24 protein-coding genes and 1 riboswitch are annotated in these 22,993 nt (G+C 32.2%); of the genes, 11 read left to right on the top strand and 13 right to left on the bottom strand.

Translation table 11 applies throughout. The features are described from left to right. Positions 1-33 precede the first annotated feature (33 nt). Positions 34-726, bottom strand: a complete 693-nt coding sequence (locus ACFWU4_RS08120; protein ID WP_411126640.1) for a hypothetical protein — start codon at positions 724-726, stop codon at positions 34-36. Beyond that, positions 723-1,130 (bottom strand): hypothetical protein, encoded by a 408-nt coding sequence (locus ACFWU4_RS08115; RefSeq protein WP_411126638.1) that lies wholly within the window; start codon positions 1,128-1,130, stop codon positions 723-725. The genes ACFWU4_RS08120 and ACFWU4_RS08115 overlap by 4 nt, the downstream gene beginning before the upstream one ends. Before the next feature lie 187 nt (positions 1,131-1,317). Between ACFWU4_RS08115 and ACFWU4_RS08110 the strand changes: the two genes are divergently transcribed. The 3 genes from ACFWU4_RS08110 (at position 1,318) to ACFWU4_RS08100 (ending at position 3,566) form a co-directional block, all read left to right on the top strand. Next, the gene (locus tag ACFWU4_RS08110; protein ID WP_411126636.1) at positions 1,318-1,890 is read left to right on the top strand and encodes an adenylosuccinate lyase; all 573 of its coding nucleotides are present in this window, start codon (positions 1,318-1,320) and stop codon (positions 1,888-1,890) included. A 108-nt stretch (positions 1,891-1,998) separates the two neighbouring features. After that, a complete protein-coding gene (purB, locus tag ACFWU4_RS08105) occupies positions 1,999-3,342 on the top strand; it encodes an adenylosuccinate lyase (protein ID WP_411126634.1) in 1,344 nt (447 codons plus the stop codon). Then, positions 3,339-3,566, top strand: a complete 228-nt coding sequence (locus tag ACFWU4_RS08100) for a hypothetical protein (RefSeq protein WP_411126632.1) — start codon at positions 3,339-3,341, stop codon at positions 3,564-3,566. The genes purB and ACFWU4_RS08100 overlap by 4 nt, the downstream gene beginning before the upstream one ends. A gap of 35 nt (positions 3,567-3,601) precedes the next feature. Here ACFWU4_RS08100 and ACFWU4_RS08095 read toward each other — a convergent pair whose 3' ends face one another. Genes ACFWU4_RS08095 through ACFWU4_RS08080 form a run of 4 tightly spaced genes read right to left on the bottom strand, consistent with a single transcriptional unit; the run spans position 3,602 to position 5,735 of the window. Further along, complete coding sequence (locus ACFWU4_RS08095; RefSeq protein ID WP_411126630.1) at positions 3,602-4,147, bottom strand: DUF4252 domain-containing protein; 546 nt, start codon at positions 4,145-4,147, stop codon at positions 3,602-3,604. A gap of 4 nt (positions 4,148-4,151) precedes the next feature. Then, positions 4,152-4,724: a DUF4252 domain-containing protein gene (locus ACFWU4_RS08090; RefSeq protein WP_411126628.1), complete on the bottom strand. Its 573-nt coding sequence runs from the start codon at positions 4,722-4,724 to the stop codon at positions 4,152-4,154. A 20-nt stretch (positions 4,725-4,744) separates the two neighbouring features. After that, a complete protein-coding gene (locus tag ACFWU4_RS08085; protein ID WP_411126626.1) occupies positions 4,745-5,239 on the bottom strand; it encodes a hypothetical protein in 495 nt (164 codons plus the stop codon). After that, entirely contained in the window at positions 5,226-5,735 is a 510-nt protein-coding gene (locus tag ACFWU4_RS08080; RefSeq protein WP_411126624.1) for an RNA polymerase sigma factor, read from the bottom strand. Before ACFWU4_RS08080 ends, ACFWU4_RS08085 begins: the two co-directional genes overlap by 14 nt. 166 nt (positions 5,736-5,901) lie before the next feature. On the opposite strand from ACFWU4_RS08080, the gene ACFWU4_RS08075 reads away from it, so the two are divergent. After that, positions 5,902-7,317, top strand: coding sequence for a S41 family peptidase (locus ACFWU4_RS08075; protein ID WP_411126622.1), 1,416 nt, complete (start codon positions 5,902-5,904; stop codon positions 7,315-7,317). Positions 7,318-7,361: 44 nt separating this feature from the next. On the opposite strand, the gene ACFWU4_RS08070 is transcribed toward ACFWU4_RS08075, so the two are convergent. Further along, a complete protein-coding gene (locus ACFWU4_RS08070; RefSeq protein WP_411126620.1) occupies positions 7,362-9,293 on the bottom strand; it encodes a TonB-dependent receptor plug domain-containing protein in 1,932 nt (643 codons plus the stop codon). A gap of 65 nt (positions 9,294-9,358) precedes the next feature. After that, positions 9,359-9,541, bottom strand: a riboswitch (cobalamin riboswitch). A gap of 85 nt (positions 9,542-9,626) precedes the next feature. Here ACFWU4_RS08070 and ACFWU4_RS08065 point away from each other — a divergent pair. The 5 genes from ACFWU4_RS08065 to ACFWU4_RS08045 all read left to right on the top strand — a co-directional run bounded on the left by ACFWU4_RS08065 (position 9,627) and on the right by ACFWU4_RS08045 (position 14,540). Then, a complete protein-coding gene (locus ACFWU4_RS08065) occupies positions 9,627-10,769 on the top strand; it encodes an ABC transporter substrate-binding protein (protein WP_411127243.1) in 1,143 nt (380 codons plus the stop codon). Next, positions 10,770-11,798: a FecCD family ABC transporter permease gene (locus ACFWU4_RS08060; protein ID WP_411126618.1), complete on the top strand. Its 1,029-nt coding sequence runs from the start codon at positions 10,770-10,772 to the stop codon at positions 11,796-11,798. Then, complete coding sequence (locus tag ACFWU4_RS08055) at positions 11,798-12,592, top strand: ABC transporter ATP-binding protein (protein WP_411126616.1); 795 nt, start codon at positions 11,798-11,800, stop codon at positions 12,590-12,592. Before ACFWU4_RS08060 ends, ACFWU4_RS08055 begins: the two co-directional genes overlap by 1 nt. Positions 12,593-12,659: 67 nt before the next feature. Continuing rightward, the gene (gene rmuC / locus ACFWU4_RS08050; RefSeq protein ID WP_411126614.1) at positions 12,660-13,982 is read left to right on the top strand and encodes a DNA recombination protein RmuC; all 1,323 of its coding nucleotides are present in this window, start codon (positions 12,660-12,662) and stop codon (positions 13,980-13,982) included. Between the two features lie 12 nt (positions 13,983-13,994). Continuing rightward, on the top strand, positions 13,995-14,540 hold the full coding sequence (locus tag ACFWU4_RS08045) for an acyl-CoA thioesterase (protein WP_411126612.1): 546 nt from the start codon (positions 13,995-13,997) through the stop codon (positions 14,538-14,540). Positions 14,541-14,595: 55 nt separating this feature from the next. On the opposite strand, the gene ACFWU4_RS08040 is transcribed toward ACFWU4_RS08045, so the two are convergent. The 3 genes from ACFWU4_RS08040 to rpmH all read right to left on the bottom strand — a co-directional run bounded on the left by ACFWU4_RS08040 (position 14,596) and on the right by rpmH (position 18,646). Then, the gene (locus tag ACFWU4_RS08040) at positions 14,596-15,456 is read right to left on the bottom strand and encodes a T9SS type A sorting domain-containing protein (protein WP_411126610.1); all 861 of its coding nucleotides are present in this window, start codon (positions 15,454-15,456) and stop codon (positions 14,596-14,598) included. A 74-nt stretch (positions 15,457-15,530) separates the two neighbouring features. Continuing rightward, entirely contained in the window at positions 15,531-18,386 is a 2,856-nt protein-coding gene (carB, locus tag ACFWU4_RS08035; RefSeq protein WP_411126608.1) for a carbamoyl-phosphate synthase large subunit, read from the bottom strand. Positions 18,387-18,484: 98 nt separating this feature from the next. Then, positions 18,485-18,646 (bottom strand): 50S ribosomal protein L34, encoded by a 162-nt coding sequence (gene rpmH, locus ACFWU4_RS08030; protein ID WP_411126606.1) that lies wholly within the window; start codon positions 18,644-18,646, stop codon positions 18,485-18,487. 159 nt (positions 18,647-18,805) lie between these two features. Here rpmH and ACFWU4_RS08025 point away from each other — a divergent pair, with 159 nt between their 5' ends. Beyond that, positions 18,806-19,384 (top strand): DUF2892 domain-containing protein, encoded by a 579-nt coding sequence (locus ACFWU4_RS08025; protein ID WP_411126604.1) that lies wholly within the window; start codon positions 18,806-18,808, stop codon positions 19,382-19,384. 78 nt (positions 19,385-19,462) lie between these two features. Here the strand turns inward: ACFWU4_RS08025 and ACFWU4_RS08020 are convergent, their stop codons facing one another. Further along, positions 19,463-20,389: a lytic transglycosylase domain-containing protein gene (locus tag ACFWU4_RS08020; protein ID WP_411126602.1), complete on the bottom strand. Its 927-nt coding sequence runs from the start codon at positions 20,387-20,389 to the stop codon at positions 19,463-19,465. A gap of 48 nt (positions 20,390-20,437) precedes the next feature. Beyond that, positions 20,438-21,100, bottom strand: coding sequence for an alpha/beta hydrolase (locus ACFWU4_RS08015; protein ID WP_411126600.1), 663 nt, complete (start codon positions 21,098-21,100; stop codon positions 20,438-20,440). A 162-nt stretch (positions 21,101-21,262) separates the two neighbouring features. Between ACFWU4_RS08015 and ACFWU4_RS08010 the strand changes: the two genes are divergently transcribed. Continuing rightward, on the top strand, positions 21,263-21,559 hold the full coding sequence (locus tag ACFWU4_RS08010) for an N-acetyltransferase (protein WP_411127241.1): 297 nt from the start codon (positions 21,263-21,265) through the stop codon (positions 21,557-21,559). Between the two features lie 60 nt (positions 21,560-21,619). Here the strand turns inward: ACFWU4_RS08010 and mtaB are convergent, their stop codons facing one another. Next, the gene (mtaB, locus tag ACFWU4_RS08005) at positions 21,620-22,948 is read right to left on the bottom strand and encodes a tRNA (N(6)-L-threonylcarbamoyladenosine(37)-C(2))-methylthiotransferase MtaB (protein WP_411126598.1); all 1,329 of its coding nucleotides are present in this window, start codon (positions 22,946-22,948) and stop codon (positions 21,620-21,622) included. Positions 22,949-22,993 lie beyond the last annotated feature (45 nt).

Here is a 22,993-nt window from a genome sequence, read left to right as displayed (position 1 = left end):
TATCCTTGATAATGATAAATAAGATACATGTTTTTATTCAGTTTTTAAATATACTAAACGCTCTAAACGCTTAAGCTCCTTATCATTTACGTATTTCCCTATTTCTTTTCTAAATTGAGCAAGATTTGCATAAGGTCTGTATTCTTCAAACTCGTGTGTCATACGCTTTCCTACACCTGGTAAAGCCTTAATATCTTCTTCTGAGGCAGTATTTAATTCTACTGGTACAAATACGTAGTTTAAATAACGGTTTACTTCATCATCATCGACATACTTACCTATTTCTCTTTTAAACTGTTTTACACTTATATAAGGCCTGTACTCATCAAACTCATGTGCCATCTTATCGCCTACACCAGGAATCATCTTAAAATCGGCTTCAGCAGTGGTATTTAAATTAAAAGGTACAAACATTTTTTTATAAAGCGCTTCTTTGTTTGTGTTTTGAAGTATCGCATCTAGATCGTTCATTACTAGAAACGGTCGTTGTTCTAAAATGCTCGAAACGATAGCTTCTGAAAGACCAAGTCCTTTTAAATCTTCTTCACTAGCTAAATTTGCATTGATGACAGTTTCAACTGCAGTTTTCTGCTCAGTTTTAACCTCTTTCTCTTCTGTTTCTACTATAGTATTTGTCTCTTTATTATCTTCTTTAGAATTTTTACAAGATGTAAGGCTAAAGCCAATTAAAACGATTACTACTAATAACTTTGATATATTTTTCATTGTTTTTGATTTATAAGTATTAAATATGAATATCCAATTAATGCCAAAACGACCATACTGAAAGGTGCCAACGCTGGTAAAGCACCAGAAAAACTTTCAGAAATCAAATCCCAAGTATCTGCGCTTGGTCTAATTTCTAATTCAAATTCATAATTAGCATAGAGATGTAAATAAACACCATAAACACCACTTAAAGCTGTAACTAGTAATATGAACTTAAAACTATTTTTTACAAATATGGTCCTTAAAAAAACTAAAGCTATTACCGATACCACAATCAATGCAATACAGAGAATTGGTATAAGCTGATAAATAGATTCGTAATGGTGAAGCAAATAAAGCTCTAACACTGTACCTACTGTTATTAGTGCAAAAGCCAATAAAATAACTCTCTTTAGACGCAAACGATTTTTCTTAATTTTTTAATATGAAGTAGCAAATTTACATATGAAACTTTGGATATAAAAATTATTTAGAAAAATTCTAAATAATTTTAAGGCGCTTTAAGTATTCCTTAAAGTCACATTAATTATTTTAGTATTTTAGACCTAAAATGCAAATAACACAGCCCTTAACTAAGTAAGTTTCACCTTGACAAAAGATCAACTTTATAAAGAATTAAATTACGTAAATCATTCGCGAGAAAAACGTTTACACTATGCCAATTTGGTAATTGATAATCCAGAACTAGTTCAGCCTCTTCTCACAATTCTTTTTAGCGTTGATGATAAGATTTCTTGCAGAGCAGCATGGGTTTTTGAATTTATGTGTGGTGAAAACCTAGATAAAATAATACCTCATCTTACTTTTTTTACTAAAAATATATCTAAAGTTCATTTAGATTCTGCCGTAAGACCAGTAGCAAAAGTTTGTGAATACTTAATCAAAGCCTACTATGACAAAACGGAGAATAAAATTAAAAATGCTTTAACCCAAACGCATATCGATACTATTGTTGAAGCTTGTTTTGACTGGATGATTAATGATGAAAAAATTGCTCCAAAGGCTTATGCTATGAATAGTCTCTACTTATTAGGTAACGATATTGATTGGATTCACCCAGAATTAGCATTAATATTAGAACGTGACTTTCAGATGCAAAGTTCTGGCTTTAAGGCTAGAGCTAGGCACATACTAAGAAAGATTAATAAAAATAATTTGTAATTAATATAAAGTACCTTAACTCTATTAAAACCTAATTTACTTTACACTCTATACTTTATACTTACAACATACTTTACTATCTTTGCCACTTCTTAAAAAACACTAAAAATGGCACTCTCAGCATTAAGCGCAATTTCTCCAATCGATGGTAGATATAGATCTAAAGTAGAAGCTTTAGGCAACTATTTTTCTGAAGAAGCATTGATTAAATATCGTGTATTAGTTGAAATAGAATACTTTATCGCCTTATGCGAATTGCCATTACCACAACTCGAATCAATATCTAGTTCTGTATTTGATGATCTCCGTTATATCTATAAAAATTTTACATCTGTAGATGCATCAGCAATAAAAGAGATTGAAAAGGTTACTAATCACGATGTAAAAGCTGTAGAATACTATATTAAAGAAAAATTTGATGCTTTAGACCTATCAGATTATAAGGAGTTTATTCATTTTGGTTTAACCTCACAAGACATAAATAATACAGCAATTCCCTTAAGTATTAAGGATGCTATGAATGAAGTTTATGTTCCTGAATATATTATTTTACTTGAAAAAATTGAAAGTCTTGCCAAAGAATGGGCACATATCCCTATGCTTGCAAGAACTCACGGTCAACCTGCTTCTCCTACACGTCTTGGTAAAGAAATTGAAGTCTTTGCAGTACGTTTAAAAGAACAGTTTAACTTATTAAATGACGTACCAAGCGCTGCTAAATTTGGTGGTGCAACAGGGAATTTTAATGCACATAAAGTGGCTTATCCTAACATAGATTGGAAAGCCTTTGGAAGCGAATTTGTACAAGGAAAATTAGGATTACAACATTCGTTCCCTACAACACAAATTGAGCATTACGACCATGCTGCTGCATTATTTGATGGTTTAAAACGAATTAATACCATAATCATAGATTTAGACCGAGATATTTGGACTTACGTATCTATGGATTATTTTAAACAAAAAATTAAGAAAGGTGAAGTTGGTAGTTCTGCCATGCCGCACAAAGTAAACCCAATTGACTTTGAAAACAGTGAAGGTAACTTAGGCATTGCAAATGCCATTTTTGAGCATCTTTCTGCCAAATTACCAATCTCTAGATTACAACGTGATCTTACGGATAGTACGGTGTTAAGAAATGTTGGAGTTCCTTTTGGACACACATTGATTGCATTTAAATCTACTCTAAAAGGTTTAGGTAAACTGTTATTAAATGAATCTAAATTCAAACAAGATTTAGAAAATAATTGGGCGGTAGTTGCCGAAGCAATTCAGACCATATTAAGACGTGAAGCTTACCCTAACCCATATGAAGCATTAAAAGGTTTAACTAGGACAAATGAAGCAATAACACAAAGCTCAATATCTAATTTTATTGATACCTTAGAAATTTCAGATTTAATTAAAGTAGAGCTTAAAGCAATTACACCAAGTAATTATACTGGAATATGAATATATTACCAATTACTAAAAACGCATTAGTTCTCAGTCTTGTTTGCATTGTCACCATGGGCTTTTTTATTGGTGGTATGCTAGAGGTATTGGATTATTTTATTATTAAAGTTTTACTTTTTGGTAGTTATGGAGTTTTATTATTTTTAGCTATTAAGTATGCTTTAAAAAATGACATAAAAAAAAATCGCCCTGAAGATAAATTTCAAGACGATTCACATTAACATTTAAATAATTTGTCAGTTTTATTTAAATAAGTTTATTTAAAAAAGTCTGTTAATCCACTAAGATTTGTGTCTTCAAAATTTGCATCCTTTAATACAGATTGCAATGACATTAATTCGCCGGCATTCATATTGTCTCCTAAAATTCTAGCAATCATAAAGCCTTTATTGTTGGCATTACCAAAAATGATAAGTTCATCTATACTATCTACATCACCTAAAAATTTCACAACAAATTTTCCATCTTTAGAATTTCCTCCACGCATTAACTCATCATACTTCGGGTTTTTTAGAATCGTTTTTACATTTTCTAGCTCTATTTTATATTCTGCTAAATCTGTATTTTCCTCGATGTATGTTAATACATTTAACTTATCGACAGAATTGTAAGCTTCGCGCTGCTCATCTGTCATTTCAACATGTTCTACATCTATAAAACTGGTTGGTACATCAAAGGATGCAAAACCTGGTTTTAATTCATTGTCAACATAATACGTTTGCAATGTTGGTCCTTGGTTACAGCTTATAAAAGCCGCAACCAAGAACAACACTACCATTGATTTTTTGATTGATTGTATCATTAATTTAGTTTTTCTTTTCTCCAGCTTTCTTTAACTGCTCACCACCTGGAATATCCATTTGGTTCGTAATTTTAGACACTTGTCTTAAATCGATATCTCCTGTTAACGATAATAAAACAGTTTCTATTTCGCGCTTCTTACCATTAATTTCAATGTTTTGTCCTTTAGTCATTTCCTTAAGTCCACTTACATACATTAATAATTCTTTTACATGGTTTTCATCTTTACCTTCTTTAACATAAAACTTTACCGTTTGATCACCATCTTTAATACGCATTAGCTCTTCAAGATCAGAAGATTTTAAATACTTTGTTACAGTAGCTTTCATATCAGCAGATATTTTTTCGTTCCCTGTGGTAAAAACTTTAAGACCTGTAATCTTTTTTACCATATTCATATACTCTTGAGCTTCTGGGTCATCCATATCAATGTCAATACTGGCAATCATGCTAAACATTTTCTGATTAACTATAACTGAAGCAACATCTGGCATATCTTCAAACTTATCAAATATACTTTGAGCTCCTGATATCATTGGCGCTACAATAAGTGCGATTATTACTATTACTTTTTTCATAATTTCTTAATTTTTGTGTTTTAATTGTTTTTAAAAATTTTGTTTGTTGTTTTAGAAAATTCACTTAATCTTCCAGCTTCTTCAATCCCTTGATTTAAATTATCCGAGACCATAGCCAAAGAATTAAGTTGCTGCTTTCCTTCATTCATACCTATTGAAACTAACTTAAAAGCTTCTTTAGTTTGGTTATAGACTATTAAAGCTTCTTCTTGCTGCTTTAATTCAGCCTCAGTTGGCCCAAACATATTAGGAACTAGGAAACCAAGCATAAGAACGGCTACAGCTGCGACAGAAATCCATTGATACAATTTTGTTCTATTAGTTTTTAATGGAACGTCTTTTGTATACTGTTCTTTTTGCGATACAGAAAAATACTGAAACATTGGCTTATAATGTTCTAAGTGTGATGCAACATTATCACTTGCAAAATAAGCTCTTAACTGTGCTTCTTCTTTAAGCGATGTTTCTGCATCGTCGTACTTTTCTAATAATTTTTCTATTTTATTTAATACCATATTTATGTGTACTAGTCAATTTTTCTCTTATTGTTTTTCGTGCTCTAGATAAATTTACACGTATTGCTGTTTCGTTCATATCTAGCATTTTAGCTATCTCAGCAAACTCGTATTGTTCTATATCTCTTAGTTGCACTATTATTTTTTGTTGTTCTGGTAAATCTTCCATAATCCTAGAAACCCAGTCCATACTATCTCTAGCTTCAACTTGTTTTTGTAATGACGAATCGTTATTAGTATAATTACTATGTACAATCTTTAAATTCTGCGCTTGTTTCGATTTTAATCGATCCAAACAAAAATTCTTTGTCATCGTCATTGAGAAAGCTTCTACATTTTTATACTCACTTATCTTCGCTTTATTTCTCCACAACTTCAAAAGTATTTCTTGCGTAGCATCTTCCGCTTCTTCACGAGAAACTAGTAATCGTTTTGCTAAACGAAATACTTTATCCTTAAACGGCATTACTAAGCTTACAAAATCTGTTTGCTCCATTACTATTTTGATTGGTGGTAGAATGCTTTTTTACTAGCCTTCATTATTACGACGATACACTTTACATTTTGTTACAAAGTTTTTTTATTTATAATAATGTAAGTAAATTTAGAGTTTTACAGACATAAGTAAAAAGATTGCTATTTATTATTAAATAAAGAAAAAGATGAAAAATATTAAAATTCTGCTACTTATGTTTATAGTAGCATTTTCCCTAGTTAGCTGTTTTGAGGATTTAGATGATAACTTAATTGCTACCTCCGACATTAAGGACTTTGTTTGGAAGGGTATGAATGCTGTATACTTATATAAGTCTGAAATTCCTAACCTTGCAAATGATAGATTTGCTACTAACGCAGAATACGCTACATATCTAAATAGCTTTGAAACGCCCGAGGTTTTATTTGAATCTTTAAAATATCTACCAGAATCAGTAGATAGATTTAGTAGAATTACAGATAATTATTTCGATTTACAAAATCAGCAACAAGGCACTAGCCTTAGTAATGGTCTTGAATTTAATCTTTATAGAGTTACTGAAGGCAGTCCTGAAGTTTTTGGAGCAATTACCTTAGTGTTAAATAATAGTTTTGCAGCTAATTTAGGGTTAGAACGTGGTCAAATTTTTAAAGCAGTGAATGGAGTTAACTTAACCGACTCAAACTTTGTTGATTTACTCGTTGGACAAGATGATTATACTTTAAATTTCGCAAATTATGATGATAATGGTACATCAGAAATAGATGATGATGTTATTACATTAAATGGAGAAAGTGCGGATTTAAGCAAGGTTCAGTACACAGAGAACCCTGTACATATAGCGCAAACACTAACTTTAAATGATAATACTAAAGTTGGTTATTTAATGTACAATGGTTTTAATAATAATTTTGACGACGCCTTAAACACAGCATTTGGAGGTTTTCAGGCAGATGGTGTAACAGAACTGATATTAGACTTAAGATATAATGGTGGTGGCTCTGTACAGACAGCTGCTTATATGGGAAGCATGATTACTGGTCAGTTTACTGGTCAGGTATATTCGAAATTATTTTATAATGAAAACTTACAAAACAATAATACAGATTTTCTTTTCACAAATTCAATTGAGGGAAGTGGATCTATTAATAGCTTAAACTTGTCTAAGGTCTATATCCTAACTACAAATGGGAGAACGGCTTCTGCGAGTGAACTTGTAATTAATAGTTTGGCATCTTATATTGACGTTGTAGTAATTGGTGAAAATACGGTTGGTAAAACACAAGCCTCTATAACTGTATATGATTCTCCTAATCTAACTTTCGAAAATGTTAACCCAAACCATACATATGCCATGCAGCCACTCGTTGCAAATTCTACAAATGTTAATGATGAACTCGTACCCTCTGATGGTTTAGTGCCAGATATACAACTTGGAGAAATACGAAATTCGTTAGGTATTCTGGGTGACATTAACGAAACGTTATTAGCTGCGGCCATATCTGATATTTTAGGAACTGGACGTCCTAGTTACACAAATAACAACCAGTCTCAAGTAAAAATAAATAGTAAATATCTAGAGCAAGAGATGTTTATAGACTAGAAAAAGCCGCTCAAAGAGCGGCTTTTTTTTATAAATACTAGGACCTATAAATTAATATTAAAACCTAGATTGACTCCTCTGCCTCTAGTCGCAAATCCAAATAATTCTTGGTAATCTTCATTAAAAATATTAGTAACATTTGCAAAAATGGTCATCTTATTATTTATAATCCTATGGCTAATATAAAAATCTAACAACCCATAAGATTCTAAAGTCACAACGTTATTTGCAAACGTTATATTATTAAATACTAAGTCTTCTCTATCATCATTAAACTGATATGCTAATCCTAATTGTGTTTTTTCATTTAAACTATAGTCTAGCCTAGCGTTAACTTTTAATTCTGGTATTCTTAAATTTAAATCTTCATCTAAAGATGTATAGGTTGCATTTACATTAATATCTAAGCCATCAGTCAGTTTTGCCTGAGCTACAAATTCTAAACCACTTGCTGTAAATGACTGATCAATGTTTTGATACTGAAAAACAAATCCACCAGTATCTATAAAATCAATAAAATTATCTTCGTTTCTATTAAAATAAACTATACTAAAAGTTGCGTTATCTCTTATAGACAGCTCCGCACCTACCTCTATAGTTTGATTTTCTTCAGGTTGTAAATCTACATTTCCAAAAGTAGGCTCAAATAACTGAAATAATGATGGTGTAATAAACGCTGTACTATAACTCGCTAATCCTTTTATATAACCAAAATCTAAATCTACCTTATAAGAAGGATTTAAACTATACACTAAATGACTTCCATATTCACTATGATTATTTAAGCGTAAACCAGCGTTTACATTCAGACCAAAATCTGAAACATAGACTACATTCGCATAAGGATCTGTTATGGTAAATTGTGCAACTTCAGGATCAATAGCTTGGCTGAAGTCTGATGCTCCAAAAGGAATTGAAAAGCTTTCCATCGTGTTATCCTGAAAATTAACTCCCAAAACCGTGTAAAACGTATCACTAAAATTATAGCGATTAAACGCATCTATTATAATACTTTGTGCGTTAAACATTGAAGGAAAACCAGATTCAATCTCACGTTCTACATCATTGTAGGCTGCGTTTATAGTAATACTTCCTTTGTTATATTTAAATTCTGGCGAAACACCTATTCTATATTGTTTAGAAATTGAACGGTTATCAGCATCCATCATCCCAAAACTATCATCAAAATCGGCTTTAAATCTATCAAAGCTTGCATACGTATTTAATTTAAACGTATTACTAAAAGTATATCCTAATTTTAAATTTCCGTTATAGCTATTAAAGGCATCAGACTCTGTACCACTTTCTATTGCAGATAAGCCATCCGTAAATTGCTGACCAAAACTTGCTAAATAATTAAATTTACTTGCACTACCATTAACAGATACACTATTTCTAAAATCTTCAATAGCATAATTATTTTCATCTGAAGACTGATTTGTACCGAGTGTACTTCTTAAATTTAAATTAAATGCTTTTTTAGAAGCTTCCTTTAACTTAATATTAATAATAGCTGTAGCTGCGCCAGTACCATAAAGTGTGCTCGATGCCCCTTTAAGAATCTCAATTGACTCTACTTGGTCTGCATTTAATAAACGTAAATCATAATCATTAGCAATTTGAGATGGATCTGTAACTTGCACTCCATCAACTAGAATTAAAACTTGGCGATTACGACCACCACGTATAAAATAATTAAGATTCTGACCTGCATTACTGCGTACTCCATTAACTTCTACACCAACCGTTCTACCAATTATTTCTGCAACAGATTGGCCTTGTAATTTTTCCAAATCTTTTGATGTGATTTTGGTAATCACCTTACCAGAATTTTCACGTTTTAGATTAAAGCGTGAGTCCGTAACTACGACTTCTTCTAATTTTTCAACATTTTTTGAGTCGGTCTGCGTTTGTGCTGCACCAATGGATAGCATACCTAAACCTAGGATGCTACAAAACAATTTTGTTTTGTTCATTTTAATTTTTAATTACTCGAGAGAACACACGTAAATTTGTATGTAAACTTTTATCCCGAAAGTTTGACTTCTATGTTGAAATTGGCAGGTCTCCTGACTTGCGTCTTGTTATTGGTCTTCCCAGATAAACATCCAGTGACATTGAAGGTAATAACAAGCGTTATAGCTTACAGTTGCGGGAACAGTTTTGGATTTACACCAAATTCCCTTTTAATCCATTCGGTGAAACGAATGAAACCTAATTTCGCCGCGAAAGTAAACATTATGTTTAATGTTTCACTCAAAACTTTAATTAATATTACTTTTGAATCTATAATAGACATTGAAAACAAAATGAAACTATCAGTCTTCCTTTTTCTTCTACTAGCTTTTTGTTCTTGTAAGAATGAATCAAATAGGGAATTAATAGATACTCATATTACAGAAGTAAAAACGTTAGAGTTAAAATACGCTAAAGGTTTTACCTTAAAAAATTATGGAACTCATAAGGTCTTAGAAATATTAAAACCATGGCCTGAATCAAAAATAAGTTATAGATACGGAATAGTTGATAATGAGGCGCACGTTGACTTTAAATCCGCAGCATTTGATGCAACAATTGATCATAAAATAAATAAGATTGTTGTTACATCCACAACACACATTCCTGCTTTAGAATTATTAGATGTAGAGCAAACTCTAGTTGGGTTTCCTGGCACGGATTACATTTCTTCAAATAAAACACGCCAGTTAGTAGATGATGGAAAGATTAGAGAACTCGGAAAAAACGAAGGCATTAATACCGAAGTATTATTAGAACTCAACCCTGATTTAGTCATAGGATTTGGTGTTGACGGTGTAAACAAAACCTTTGAAACTATTAAAAAAGCAGGAATTCCTGTAATATATAATGGGGATTGGGTAGAATCCTCTGCATTAGCCAAAGCAGAATGGATAAAGTTTTTTGGAATCTTATTTAATAAAGAAAAGGAAGCAGACTCCATTTTCAATACTATCGAAACAGCGTATTTAGAAGCAAAAACAATAGCACAACACTCTAAAAAAAAGCCAACTGTTTTAAGTGGAGCAATGCATAAGGAAGTATGGTATCTGCCACATGGCTCTAGTCCTGAAGCGCAATTTTTAAAAGATGCTAATGTCAATTACTTATGGAGCGAAACAACAGGAAATGGCAGTTTAGCATTAAGCTTCGAAGTTGTTTTAGATAAGGCCAAAGAAGCTGATATATGGTTAAGCCCATCATATTACTCGAGCTACGATCAGTTAGAAAGTGCTAATACTTTATATACTAACTTTACTGCTTTCAAAAATAAGGAGATATATAGTTTTTCTGATACTACAGGAGCTACAGGTGGAGTTTTATATTATGAGTTAGGCACTGCAAGACCAGATTTAATACTAAAAGATATTATTAAAATCTGTCATCCAGAACTTTTAGAAGATTATAAACCCTATTTCTTTAAGTCACTTAATTAATTGGATAATCAAAAAACATACAAAATTGAATTTCTATTGTTAATAGCAGTTTTAGCCCTATGCCTTGTTATTAATATAAGTCTAGGTTCTGTAAATATTCCAATTGACAGTATTTTTGGTAGCATTTTTAGTACTATTGAAAATACAACCTGGCAAATAATAGTTACCGATTTTAGATTACCAAAAGCAGTAACGGCAATTCTTGTAGGTTCTGGATTAGGTATTTCTGGTTTATTAATGCAGACACTTTTTAGAAACCCATTAGCTGGTCCTTTTGTTTTGGGTATAACTTCTGGTGCTAGCTTAGGAGTTGCACTCGTCATTTTGGGATCTGGATTATTTGGTGGATTGTTTGCTACTGCATTAATATCTAAATGGAGCGTTGTTATCGCTGCAAGTTTAGGAAGCTTTATTGTTTTACTAGCAGTTTTAACTGTTTCTAGTAAAGTTAGAGACACAATGGCTATTCTTATCATTGGCTTAATGTTTGGGAGTATTACAGCTGCTGTGGTCAGTGTACTATCATATTTTAGCTCAGCTGAGCAGCTACAACAATATATTTTTTGGGGATTCGGTAGTTTAAGTAACCTCTCTTGGAATGAGATTTTAATTTTCTTCATAATTTATATGATTGGGATGCTATTAAGTATAGCTTCTTTAAAGGTGCTAAATAGTCTACTACTTGGAGATAATTATGCTAAAAGTTTAGGTCTAAATCTAAAACAAAGCAGACTCATTATAATTTTAGCCACCAGCTTAATTGCGGGCACTATAACAGCTTTCACAGGACCTATTGCGTTTATAGGTCTAGCAATTCCGCATTTAACACGTCAAATTTTCAAAACTTCAAATCATAAAATATTAGTGCCAGCAGTTTTACTGTTTGGTGCAATTGTAATGCTCATTTGCGACAGCATTGCTCAAATTCCAGGTAGTGATTATACATTACCAATTAACGCAATAACAGCTTTAGTTGGCGCACCTGTTGTTATTTGGCTTCTAGTTAAACAACGTAAAATGATGTTTTAATGAAAAAAGGAACATCACATATCGTCCTTAAAGCAGAGCAACTTTCTATAGGTTACAAAACTAAAAAGAATGAAACTGTAATCACATCTAACATAGATTTTGAATTAAAAAAAGGAGAACTTATTGGTTTAGTTGGTGCTAATGGTATTGGCAAATCGACTCTTCTAAGAACATTGATTAAAGTACAGCCACGATTATCTGGCCACATAATATTAAATGAAAATGACTTAAATGAAATATCGAATATAGAATTGGCAAAACAATTAAGTATTGTTTTAACTGAGCCTTTAATTTCAAAAAATCTTTCAGTTTTTGAGTTAGTTACCTTAGGAAGACAGCCTTATACAAATTGGATTGGGAATCTTACAGAAGAAGACTATACAGTTGTAAATAATGCATTAAGTCTTGTAAATATTACTAATTTAAAAAACAAAAAATGTTATGAGCTTAGTGATGGTCAACTTCAAAAGGTGATGATTGCTAGAGCATTAGCTCAAGATACTAATGTTATAGTTTTAGACGAGCCAACCACACATCTCGATATGTATCACAAAGCTTACATTTTAAAGTTACTTAAAAAGTTAACAAAAGAAACCGGTAAAACTATCTTGTTTTCTTCACACGAGATTGATTTAGCAATTCAATTATGTGATACGATGATTGTTATGAATAGTACCGAAGTTATTTGCGACAAGCCTTTTCACTTAATATCAGAAGGTGTGTTTGAATCACTTTTTCCAAAAGACTTAATTGCTTTTGATAATTCTACTGGTAGTTTTAGAATTATTAAATAACTTTCGAGATTAATTTTAAGTTCACTTTCAACATTAAAATTTATCTTTGATAAATTTCTAATTTTACATGAACGATACACTCATTCTGCTCATAGCAATTATAGTTTCTGCAGGTATTGGCGCTTTTATTGGACTTAAATTTGCAGAACTAAAAAGCAAAAGTGATAAAAGCACGCTCCAAGAACGTCAACACCAACTCAATAACTCGATTAATGATTTAAAAAATAATGTTGAAAAAATTGAAACCGAGCGAGAAGCAATTAGGAGAGAAAAAGATTTTCTAAATACAGAACTCTCAAGACGCAATACGGAGTTTGAAAACCTTCAGCAACAGAATCTAAAACGTGATGAAGAGCTAGAACAGCAACAAATTCAACTTAGAAAAGATTTTGAATTAATGGCATCTAAAATTTTAGATGAAAAATCAGAAAAATTCACCCTTCAGAATAAAGAAAACATAAAAAATATTTTAAATCCACTTGAAGAAAAAATCAGAACGTTTGAAAAGAAAGTTGAGGATACTCAGAAAGAAAGCATAAGTATGCACTCTGCCCTTAAGGAACAGTTACTAGGCTTAAAAGACCTAAACCAAAAAATGGCAAAAGAGGCTACTAACTTAACAAAAGCATTAAAAGGAGATAGTAAAACACAAGGAAATTGGGGCGAATTAGTCTTGGAGCGTGTTTTAGAAAAATCTGGTTTAGAAAAAGATAGAGAGTATTTTGTACAACAAAACTTTCAACGCGAAGACGGCTCTCGTGTTATGCCAGATGTAGTTTTACATCTACCAGATTCTAAAAAAATGATTATAGATTCTAAAGTATCGTTAACTGACTATGAACGTATGGTCAACTCAGATGACGGAGAAAGAAGCATGCATTTAAAAGCCCATGTCAATTCCATAAAGAAACATGTAGATCAGTTATCTGCTAAAAACTATCAAGACTTATACGACATTGAATCACCAGACTTTGTGCTGATGTTTATACCTATTGAACCTGCATTTGCAGTTGCAATCAATGAAGACAATTCTCTTTATAACAAAGCCTTTGAGCAGAATATAGTAATTGTTACTCCATCTACTCTATTAGCAACTTTACGTACTATTGATACTATGTGGAATAATGAAAAACAACAACAAAATGCTATTGAAATTGCCAAACAAGCAGGTGCTTTATACGATAAATTTGAAGGTTTAGTAACAGACTTGACTGGTGTTGGTAAAAAAATTGATGCCGCTAAAAATGATTATTCATCTGCAATGAATAAGTTAGTTGAAGGCAAGGGTAACTTAATATCTCGTGTTGAAAAAATAAAAAAAATGGGAGCGAAAGCTAAAAAAGCACTTCCTGAGAGTATAATAAAACGTGCTTCAGAAGACGATTTTTAAAGACTCAAACATATGTATAAAACAATAGATTCATCTCGAATTAGTATTTCAGAATTAATGTTACCATCGCATTCTAATTTTAGCGGTAAAATTCATGGTGGTTATATCCTAAACCTCATGGATCAAATTGCTTTTGCTTGTGCATCTAAACACTCTGGTACCTACTGCGTTACTGCATCTGTAGATACTGTTGATTTTATAAATCCAATTGAAGTGGGCGAGTTAGTAACTATGAAAGCTTCAGTAAACTATGTGGGTAAAACCTCAATGGTAATAGGCATTAGAGTTGAAGCAGAACATATACAAACTGGTGAAATAAAACATTGTAACTCATCTTACTTTACAATGGTTGCAAGATATAAAGATGACACATCAAAGCAAGTACCTGGTCTTATAATTAATGATAAAACTGAGCTAAAGCGCTTCTTAAAATCCTTAAAACGTATTGAAACCAAGAAGCACAGGCAAAAAGAATTTAATAGTATTAACTTTTCTCCTGAAGATTATTTAGAGGAGTTAAAGAATTATCGCATTAAGATTGAATTACCAGAGAGTTAAACATAAAAAAGCCATTTCTCATTGAAATGGCTTTTTTTATTATAGTTAAATTTATTTATTGTTTAATAAATCGTTTTGTTTGAGTTGATTTACTATCTGAAACACGCACTAAGTAAATTCCACTTTTCCAATTAGAAACATTTATAGAAGAGGTAATACCTGTCAATAAACCTTTATGAACTCTTTTACCTAAAACATCAAAAACTTCGAATACCATGTCCTCATCCGATTTTGGTAAGGTAATGTTTAACTTATTTTTTGAAGGGTTTGGAGAAATTACAAACTCGGTGTTTTGTAAATCAAATTCAGATGTACTTAAGATAGTCGTAGCCGTAATATTATCTGTTTGTAATATAGAGGCCACTGAATCAGCTCCTGTCCAAGTTGGTGCACTACTACTCAAAAGTCTTAGCGTAGCAACGTTAGCTAATGCCGATGAGGCATCACCTGTTCCACTTAGATAAGTAAAATCAGAAGCACTAACAGGAATACTAATTACTGTCCATGTGCCACTAGCCGATACAGCTACCGCATTTGTAGAACATATTCTTGTTCCATCATTACCTTGTATAGCTACTCTTAGGTTTAAATCATTGGTTTGTACTCTAACATCCATGTCAATACTAACAACACCTTCTGAAGTAAAGTCTCCACTCCATTGAAAATTTTGAGTATAAATTACCATCTTACTGGCTACACCACCACCACCTACAGATGTATATTGTAAGCAATTATCGCCAACTCCACTTGGACCTGCATCGGCAATATTCATTGGTACCTGAGTAGGACCAGCAGCATTACCAATTCGCCAATTTTGAGTTGTACCATCTTGGAAGTCATCTACCTGATTCGCAACTACTTGAGAGAACCCAATGAAGCCAATTGATAAACACATTAATAGTAAAATTCTTTTCATAGATTTGAGTCTTAATAAAGCTAAGTTAATGATTTATATCGAATATAGTTAACCGTTTATCGAAAACTGTGCCATTATTTACTTAAATACATTTTTCGCCTAGAATATAAATCGTAAAATTCATCGTCCTTTAAGCTATCTATAAATAATATGCTTTCTCCTGTACTCTTCATCTCTGGTCCTAGTTTTTTGTTTACATTAGGAAATTTATTAAATGAAAATACTGGCTGCTTAATCGCGTAACCTTCCAATTGTGGATTAAAGTCAAAATCTGTCACTTTGTTCTCACCCAACATCACTTTTGTAGCATAGTTTACGTAAGGTTCCTTGTAAGCTTTTGCTATAAATGGCACTGTACGCGATGCTCTAGGATTAGCTTCAATGATATATACAATATCATCCTTAATAGCAAACTGAATATTTATTAAACCTACTGTATTTAAAGCCCTTGCTATTGTATGTGTATGATCAATAATTTGCTGCTTAACTAAATCACCTAAATTAAAAGCTGGTAACAAAGCATTACTATCACCAGAGTGAATACCGCAAGGCTCTATATGTTCCATTATACCAATGATATAAACATTACCATCTGCATCACATATAGCATCTGCTTCAGCCTCTATTGCTCCATCTAAATAATGATCTAGCAATAATTTGTTCCCTGGTATAGATTTTAGCAAGTCTATGACATGTGCTTCTAGCTCTTGTTTATTTATTACAATCTTCATTCCTTGACCACCTAATACATAAGAAGGTCTTACCAATATTGGAAAGTCTAACACGTCTGCAATTGCTAAAGCTTCATCAGCAGATTCTGCCACATCAAATTCTGGATAAGGAATATTATTTTCTTTTAAAATATTTGAAAAACTCCCTCTATCCTCGGCTAAATCAAGAGATTTAAAACTAGTACCCATTATCTTAACTCCCCATTTCTCTAACTTTTCAGCAAGTTTTAATGCAGTTTGTCCACCTAACTGTACAATGACCCCTTCAGGTTTTTCATGCTGAATAATATCATAAATATGTTCCCAAAAAACAGGTTCAAAATAGAGTTTATCGGCAATATCAAAATCCGTCGAAACAGTTTCTGGATTACAGTTAATCATTATAGTTTCATAACCACATTCAGAGGCAGCTAATACACCATGCACACAACAATAGTCAAATTCAATTCCTTGTCCAATTCTATTTGGTCCAGAGCCTAGAACTATAATTTTCTTCTTGTCGGTTACTATACTTTCATTATCAACAAATACTTTTCCATCTGCTGTTTCCACTTCACTTTCAAAAGTTGAATAGTAGTATGGTGTTTGTGCTTTAAACTCGGCAGCACATGTATCTACTAACTTAAAGACTCTATTGATATTAAAATCTCTTCTTTTATTATAAACTTCACTTTCTAAGCAACCTAGCATATGGGCTATTTGTCTGTCGCCATAACCTTTTTGCTTAGCTTCTAGAAGCAATTCACGATCTAAAGATTCAATAGTGTAAGTAGAAATCTCTTTTTGAAGTTGAAATAACTCTTCATACTGCTTTAAGAACCACATATCAATTTTTGTGATTTCGAAAATACGACTCAACGGAATACCTATTTCAATAGCGTCATATATGGCAAAAACACGATCCCAACTTGCATACTTTAATTTGCTAATTATAGTCTCATAATCTTTATAACCCTTGCCATCAGCTCCTAAACCATTTCTTTTAATCTCTAATGATTGTGTTGCTTTATGAAGAGCTTCCTGAAAAGAACGCCCAATAGCCATTACCTCACCAACAGCTTTCATTTGCAATCCTAAAGTTCTATCAGATCCTTCAAATTTATCAAAATTCCAACGTGGGATTTTAACGATAACGTAATCTAATGTAGGCTCAAATAAAGCAGATGTTGATTTTGTAATTTGGTTGCTTAATTCATCTAATGAGTATCCTAATGCCAATTTAGCAGCTATTTTTGCAATTGGATATCCTGTAGCTTTACTTGCTAATGCAGAAGAACGAGATACACGTGGGTTAATTTCAATAGCAATAATTTCTTCTTCTTCATCCGGACTCACTGCGAATTGCACATTACAACCACCAGCAAAATCACCAATACTGCGCATCATATGGATTGCCATATCTCGCATTTTTTGTTGCACCTTGTCAGATAAGGTCATTGCAGGCGCGACTGTAATAGAATCACCTGTATGGATTCCCATCGGATCCATATTCTCAATAGTACATATAATTACGACATTGTCATTACAATCTCGCAACAACTCAAGCTCATATTCTTTCCAACCCAATAGCGCTTTGTCGATCATTACCTCATGGATAGGTGAAATTTCTAATCCCCTGGTTAAGTTCTCATCAAATTCCTTTTCGTCATAGACAATAGAAGCACCAGCACCTCCAAGAGTAAATGATGCTCTAATACATAAAGGAAATCCAAACTCTTGAGCTATTTCTTTTCCTCTTAAAAACGAAGTTGCTGTTGCTTGAGGTGCCATACCAACACCAATTTTAAGCATTAACTCTCTAAATTTTTCTCTATCTTCAGTAATATTAATAGCATCAATATCTACACCAATAATCTCTACATCAAAATCTTTCCATATACCTTTTTCATCTGCTTCTATACAAAGATTTAAGGCAGTTTGTCCTCCCATAGTTGGCAGTACAGCATCAATTTGCGGATGCTCTTTCAAAATCTTAATAATAGATTTTGTATTTAACGGTAATAAATAAACATGATCCGCCATTGTAGGATCTGTCATTATAGTTGCTGGGTTAGAATTTATAAGAATCGTTTCTATTCCGTCCTCTCGTAAAGACCTTAATGCTTGAGAACCTGAATAATCGAATTCACAGGCCTGACCTATAACTATAGGGCCAGAACCGATAAGTAAAATAGACTTGATGTTTTTGTTTTTTGGCATGAGAATATGTTTTGGTTTGCAAAAATAGTTATCAATAGGATACAAAAAAAGGCGTTACACCTAAGTAACACCTTTAAAATATTAACAATTGTTAATCATTATCTCTTATGTCTTGTTTCAGATGACACAGACAAACGCTTTCTTCCTTTAGCTCTTCTACGTGCTAATACTTTTCTTCCGTTAACAGAAGCCATTCTTTCTCTGAAACCATGTTTGTTTCTTCTCTTTCTTTTTGATGGTTGAAACGTTCTTTTTGGCATGTCTTATGAATTTAAAATCTGAATATCTTTTTTAATAGTCTTAAGCTATCTCAAAACTGCGTGCAAATATACAACAAGTTTTTACTTTTACAAGTAGCTAAATAAAATTATTTTTAATTGTTTTTATTACCTTTGCGCACTGCAAAAATACTATAAAACATGTTCAATAAAAATATAAAATTAGTTATCACCGCCTTAATTATTGCCTTCGCAGTATATCAATTTACAGAAGGAGAAATAGGCAATGGCATAATGTACCTCTTATTATCTACCATTTTTATTTTCTTGTATTTTAAAAATGAAATGATTTTACTAGCGTTTTTAAAACTTAGAAAACAAGATTTTCCTGGTGCAAAAAAATGGTTGGATAAAATTAAAAACCCAGAAGGAGCATTGGTAAAGAAACAACAAGGCTATTTAAATTATTTAAATGGTGTTATGGTTTCGCAGACTAACATGAATGAAGCCGAAAAGTACTTTAAAAAAGCTATTGATTTGGGGCTATCGATGGATCATGATTTAGCTATGGCAAAATTAAACCTAGCTGGTATCGCTTTTTCTAAACGTCGTAAACCTGAAGCACAAAAATTATTAGCTGAAGCACAAAAGCTCGACAAAAGAGATATGTTAGCAGAACAAATTAAAATGATGAAGCAACAAATGAAAAAAGCCTCTATACCAAAACAACAATATGGACAGCCTACTTCAGCTAGACAAAATCGCAGAAGTAGACGCTAAATTCTATTATATATTATAAAAGTAAAAGGCTTAAACACAATATGTATTTAAGCCTTTTACTTTTATAAATTTATTTTACTACTTGTAAAATCCTTCTTTAGGAATTTCAATAATGTAAGACTTACGAGATTTATTATTTAAATGTGGTTCTCTTAACCATGGGTTATGAATCTTTAAAATTTTATAATTTATACCAAAACGCTTCGCGAATTTTGAGAAGTCTGCCACAGCTGTATCAACCTCTACCTTATAAGTCGGTACACCTTTATACAAATCGCTCTTATTAAAATTGAAACCGTATTTAGATGGACTACTTAAAATTTCTTTTAGCGCTACTATTCTAAACATATATCGTCCAGTTTCTTCACCTAATAACAAATCATAATAATCATTTACACCTTGTTCTTTTAGCCGTCTAGACACACCTGCATTACCAGCATTATAAGCTGCAGCTGCTAAAGTCCATGACCCTAAATTATTCTTTGCATTTTTTAAATATTTACAAGCTACTTCTGTTGCTAATTCTAAGTTATAACGCTCATCTACATTAGAGTTTACTTCTAATCCGTTTTCTCTACCTGTAACTTTCATTATTTGCCAAAAACCTCTAGCACCGGCTGGAGAAACTGCATTTGTTAGTCCACTTTCAATAACTGCTAAGTATTTAAAATCCTCAGGAATCCCATTTTTTTTCAGAATTGGCTCAATAATAGGAAAATATTTCTGAGCTCGCTTAAACATCAGCAAACCATTAGATTGCCAATAGGTGTTTACCAAAAGCTCTCTATCCATACGCTCATATATATCTGGGCTTTCAATTGGAACTGCTTCGCCTGCAAAATTTAATCCTTCTGGCATTTCTAAAGCATAAACATTATAATCATTAACTATCGGTTGCTCTTTACCAAAGTTTTGATCCGATGGTGCTTTTTGCATTGAGAATATAAAAAAGCCTGATAAACAGACTAATCCGATTGCGGCTAAAATATTTTTAAAGATTTGCATGGCTTCGTTTTTTTTACAATGTAAGTAATCTATTTAATTCTTTCAAATTCATGACTCTATAAGTTTTGGTAAATTTTCGTTAAACCATTTATATTTGTTTATCACCATTATATGAGTTCCACCTTTAATAATAATACAATTACCTTCGCATGAATGTGGAAAAACAATATCCTTATCACCATGAATATATATTGCTTCTTCATTTGGTTTCTCTTGGTCCCAACATACAATTTGCTTAATCGACCAATCCAAATATACTTTATCACTTACTGATAAATATTTTTTATAAAGATCAACACGCTTCTTAATAGTCTCACCAAAAGCATACTTTGCAAGTAAATCTATATTGCTAAACAGTTGCGTTGGTAAAATTTTATAAGCTTTAGTTACCTTTAGAAGCTTTAACCGTTTAGGTAACTCGTGGTGCGATTTCACGCTAGATACCACAAACAGTTTCTTTAGCTTTAAGAATTTACTCATTTCTTGCACTAACATACCACCAAAAGATACACCTAGTAAAACTGAATTATCGTATTCTATAAGCTGAGACATCCGTTTAGCATATGCTTGCAGTGTATCCTGTTTATTTGGTATTTGCCATTCTAACCAATGAATTTTATATTGTTCTTTTGGCAATTGAATATGCTCAAATATTGTAGGATTCGCAGCCATTCCTGGCATTAAATAGACGTGCGTTATTTGATTATTCATTTACAAATTTTGTATTAAATAAAGTCTTGATAATTATGTGTGATTTAAGGTTTTAACAAGGTTAAACCAAAACTTACGTTGAAATTTTGTACCTTTGCACTGCAAATCTATATAAAATATAGTTTCTACTTGCCAACCGCTAATTTTAAAACGAAGAAAATTATGACTGAAATTGCTGAATTGATTGACAATGACTTTTTGCGTCAGTATGAATTAAAGGTTGAAGATGAGATGGCCGTGATAGAATATTCTTTGCAAGAGCGTAAAATATTCCTAACGAAAATGATTATACCAGATACAATTAAGACTACTGAATTTGAAAAAGATTTTTTAGCAATGGTTTTTGCGGATATCAAAGAAAGAAATATAAGTGTTGTTCCAACTAGTCCAGAAATAGCGAAATTTGTAAGAAGTAACAGAAAGTATAAGCGTATGCTTCCAGTAGGCATCCGAATCTAACTTGAAAAAGAGATTTTATATAAAACCCGAAACTCATTTAGTTTCGGGTTTTTAATTTTGTTAAACACAGGTTTTAGCAAACTGAAATCGCAACAACCCGTCTTCATCTATCTTAGTGAGATGTACATTATGTATAGTATTTATTAATTCTGGATTCCATGGTGCCTTTACTTTTACATAATTTTCTGTAAATCCATGGATATAACCTGCTTTGTTTTCACTTTCAAATAAAACAATTCTATCCGTATTTAATTGCTTTTCGTAAAAAGCTCTGCGTTTTTTAGCAGATAAACCTCTTAGCATCTTACTCCTCTTGGCACGCAAATTCTTAGGCACAACTCCATTAAATTCAGCGGCTTCTGTATTATCGCGTTCAGAATAGGTAAAAACATGCAGATAAGAGATATCTAATTCATTAAGAAAATTATAGGTTTCTAAAAAGTGTTCCTCTGTTTCACCCGGAAAACCAACAATAACGTCAACTCCAATGCAAGCATGAGGCATCACTTCTTTAATTTTTGAAACGCGATCTACATATAATTCTCGCATGTAACGACGTTTCATTTTCTTCAGAATTTCATTACTACCACTCTGCAATGGGATATGAAAATGCGGCACAAATGCTCTCGACTTAGATACCAAGTCTATCGTTTCATTTTTTAATAGATTAGGTTCTATTGAAGAAATTCTAAGTCGTTCTATTCCTTCTACTTTATCTAGCTCTGTAACTAAATCTAAAAACGTATGTTCGTGTTTTTTATTACCAAATTCGCCCTTTCCGTAGTCTCCGATATTAACACCAGTTAGTACAATTTCTTTTATGCCTTGTTTAGAAATGGCCTTGGCATTATTCAAAACGTTATCCATAGTATCGCTGCGAGAGATCCCTCGAGCTAATGGTATTGTACAGTAGGTACATTTATAATCACAGCCATCCTGTACCTTTAAAAATGCTCTAGTTCTGTCACCAATAGAATAACTACCAACATAAAAATCAGCCTCTTCTATTTCACAAGAATATACTTCTCCAAAGTCATTTTTTGTTAAATCATTTAAGTAATCGGTAATCTTAAATTTCTCAGTTGCACCTAGAACTAAATCCACACCTTCAACATCCGCTAATTCTTCTGGTTTTAATTGCGCATAGCATCCTATCGCAGCAACAAATGCATCTGGATTAACCTTTTGGGCTTGTTTTACAATAGTCTTAAAACGTTTATCTGCATTCTCGGTAACTGAACATGTATTTATAACATAAATATCCGCTTTTTCCTTAAAGTCCACACGGTAAAAACCCTCTTCAGTAAAATTTCTAGCTATCGTAGAAGTTTCAGAGAAATTAAGTTTACAGCCTAAGGTATAAAATGCGACTTTTTTAGTTGGATTCATTCTTGTATTTTTACCAAGTTGGCAAATTTACAACATATTAGTTAT

The sequence above is a fragment of the Winogradskyella sp. PE311 genome (genome assembly GCF_046545555.1).
GTDB lineage: Bacteria > Bacteroidota > Bacteroidia > Flavobacteriales > Flavobacteriaceae > Winogradskyella.
The sequence above is the reverse complement of the archived record's forward strand: the minus strand, read 5'-3'. Positions and strand labels throughout refer to the sequence as shown.

Excerpts from the sequence above, each read along its gene's own strand:
- ACFWU4_RS08120 (WP_411126640.1), bottom strand. The coding sequence starts at position 726 with ATGAAAAATATATCAAAGTTATTAGTAGTAATCGTTTTAATTGGCTTT.
- purB (WP_411126634.1), top strand. The coding sequence starts at position 1,999 with ATGGCACTCTCAGCATTAAGCGCAATTTCTCCAATCGATGGTAGATAT.
- ACFWU4_RS08100 (WP_411126632.1), top strand. The coding sequence starts at position 3,339 with ATGAATATATTACCAATTACTAAAAACGCATTAGTTCTCAGTCTTGTT.
- ACFWU4_RS08095 (WP_411126630.1), bottom strand. The coding sequence starts at position 4,147 with ATGATACAATCAATCAAAAAATCAATGGTAGTGTTGTTCTTGGTTGCG.
- ACFWU4_RS08090 (WP_411126628.1), bottom strand. The coding sequence starts at position 4,724 with ATGAAAAAAGTAATAGTAATAATCGCACTTATTGTAGCGCCAATGATA.
- ACFWU4_RS08085 (WP_411126626.1), bottom strand. The coding sequence starts at position 5,239 with ATGGTATTAAATAAAATAGAAAAATTATTAGAAAAGTACGACGATGCA.
- ACFWU4_RS08080 (WP_411126624.1), bottom strand. The coding sequence starts at position 5,735 with ATGGAGCAAACAGATTTTGTAAGCTTAGTAATGCCGTTTAAGGATAAA.
- ACFWU4_RS08075 (WP_411126622.1), top strand. The coding sequence starts at position 5,902 with ATGAAAAATATTAAAATTCTGCTACTTATGTTTATAGTAGCATTTTCC.
- ACFWU4_RS08070 (WP_411126620.1), bottom strand. The coding sequence starts at position 9,293 with ATGAACAAAACAAAATTGTTTTGTAGCATCCTAGGTTTAGGTATGCTA.
- ACFWU4_RS08065 (WP_411127243.1), top strand. The coding sequence starts at position 9,627 with ATGAAACTATCAGTCTTCCTTTTTCTTCTACTAGCTTTTTGTTCTTGT.
- ACFWU4_RS08055 (WP_411126616.1), top strand. The coding sequence starts at position 11,798 with ATGAAAAAAGGAACATCACATATCGTCCTTAAAGCAGAGCAACTTTCT.
- rmuC (WP_411126614.1), top strand. The coding sequence starts at position 12,660 with ATGAACGATACACTCATTCTGCTCATAGCAATTATAGTTTCTGCAGGT.
- ACFWU4_RS08045 (WP_411126612.1), top strand. The coding sequence starts at position 13,995 with ATGTATAAAACAATAGATTCATCTCGAATTAGTATTTCAGAATTAATG.
- ACFWU4_RS08040 (WP_411126610.1), bottom strand. The coding sequence starts at position 15,456 with ATGAAAAGAATTTTACTATTAATGTGTTTATCAATTGGCTTCATTGGG.
- carB (WP_411126608.1), bottom strand. The coding sequence starts at position 18,386 with ATGCCAAAAAACAAAAACATCAAGTCTATTTTACTTATCGGTTCTGGC.
- rpmH (WP_411126606.1), bottom strand. The coding sequence starts at position 18,646 with ATGCCAAAAAGAACGTTTCAACCATCAAAAAGAAAGAGAAGAAACAAA.
- ACFWU4_RS08025 (WP_411126604.1), top strand. The coding sequence starts at position 18,806 with ATGTTCAATAAAAATATAAAATTAGTTATCACCGCCTTAATTATTGCC.
- ACFWU4_RS08020 (WP_411126602.1), bottom strand. The coding sequence starts at position 20,389 with ATGCAAATCTTTAAAAATATTTTAGCCGCAATCGGATTAGTCTGTTTA.
- ACFWU4_RS08015 (WP_411126600.1), bottom strand. The coding sequence starts at position 21,100 with ATGAATAATCAAATAACGCACGTCTATTTAATGCCAGGAATGGCTGCG.
- ACFWU4_RS08010 (WP_411127241.1), top strand. The coding sequence starts at position 21,263 with ATGACTGAAATTGCTGAATTGATTGACAATGACTTTTTGCGTCAGTAT.
- mtaB (WP_411126598.1), bottom strand. The coding sequence starts at position 22,948 with ATGAATCCAACTAAAAAAGTCGCATTTTATACCTTAGGCTGTAAACTT.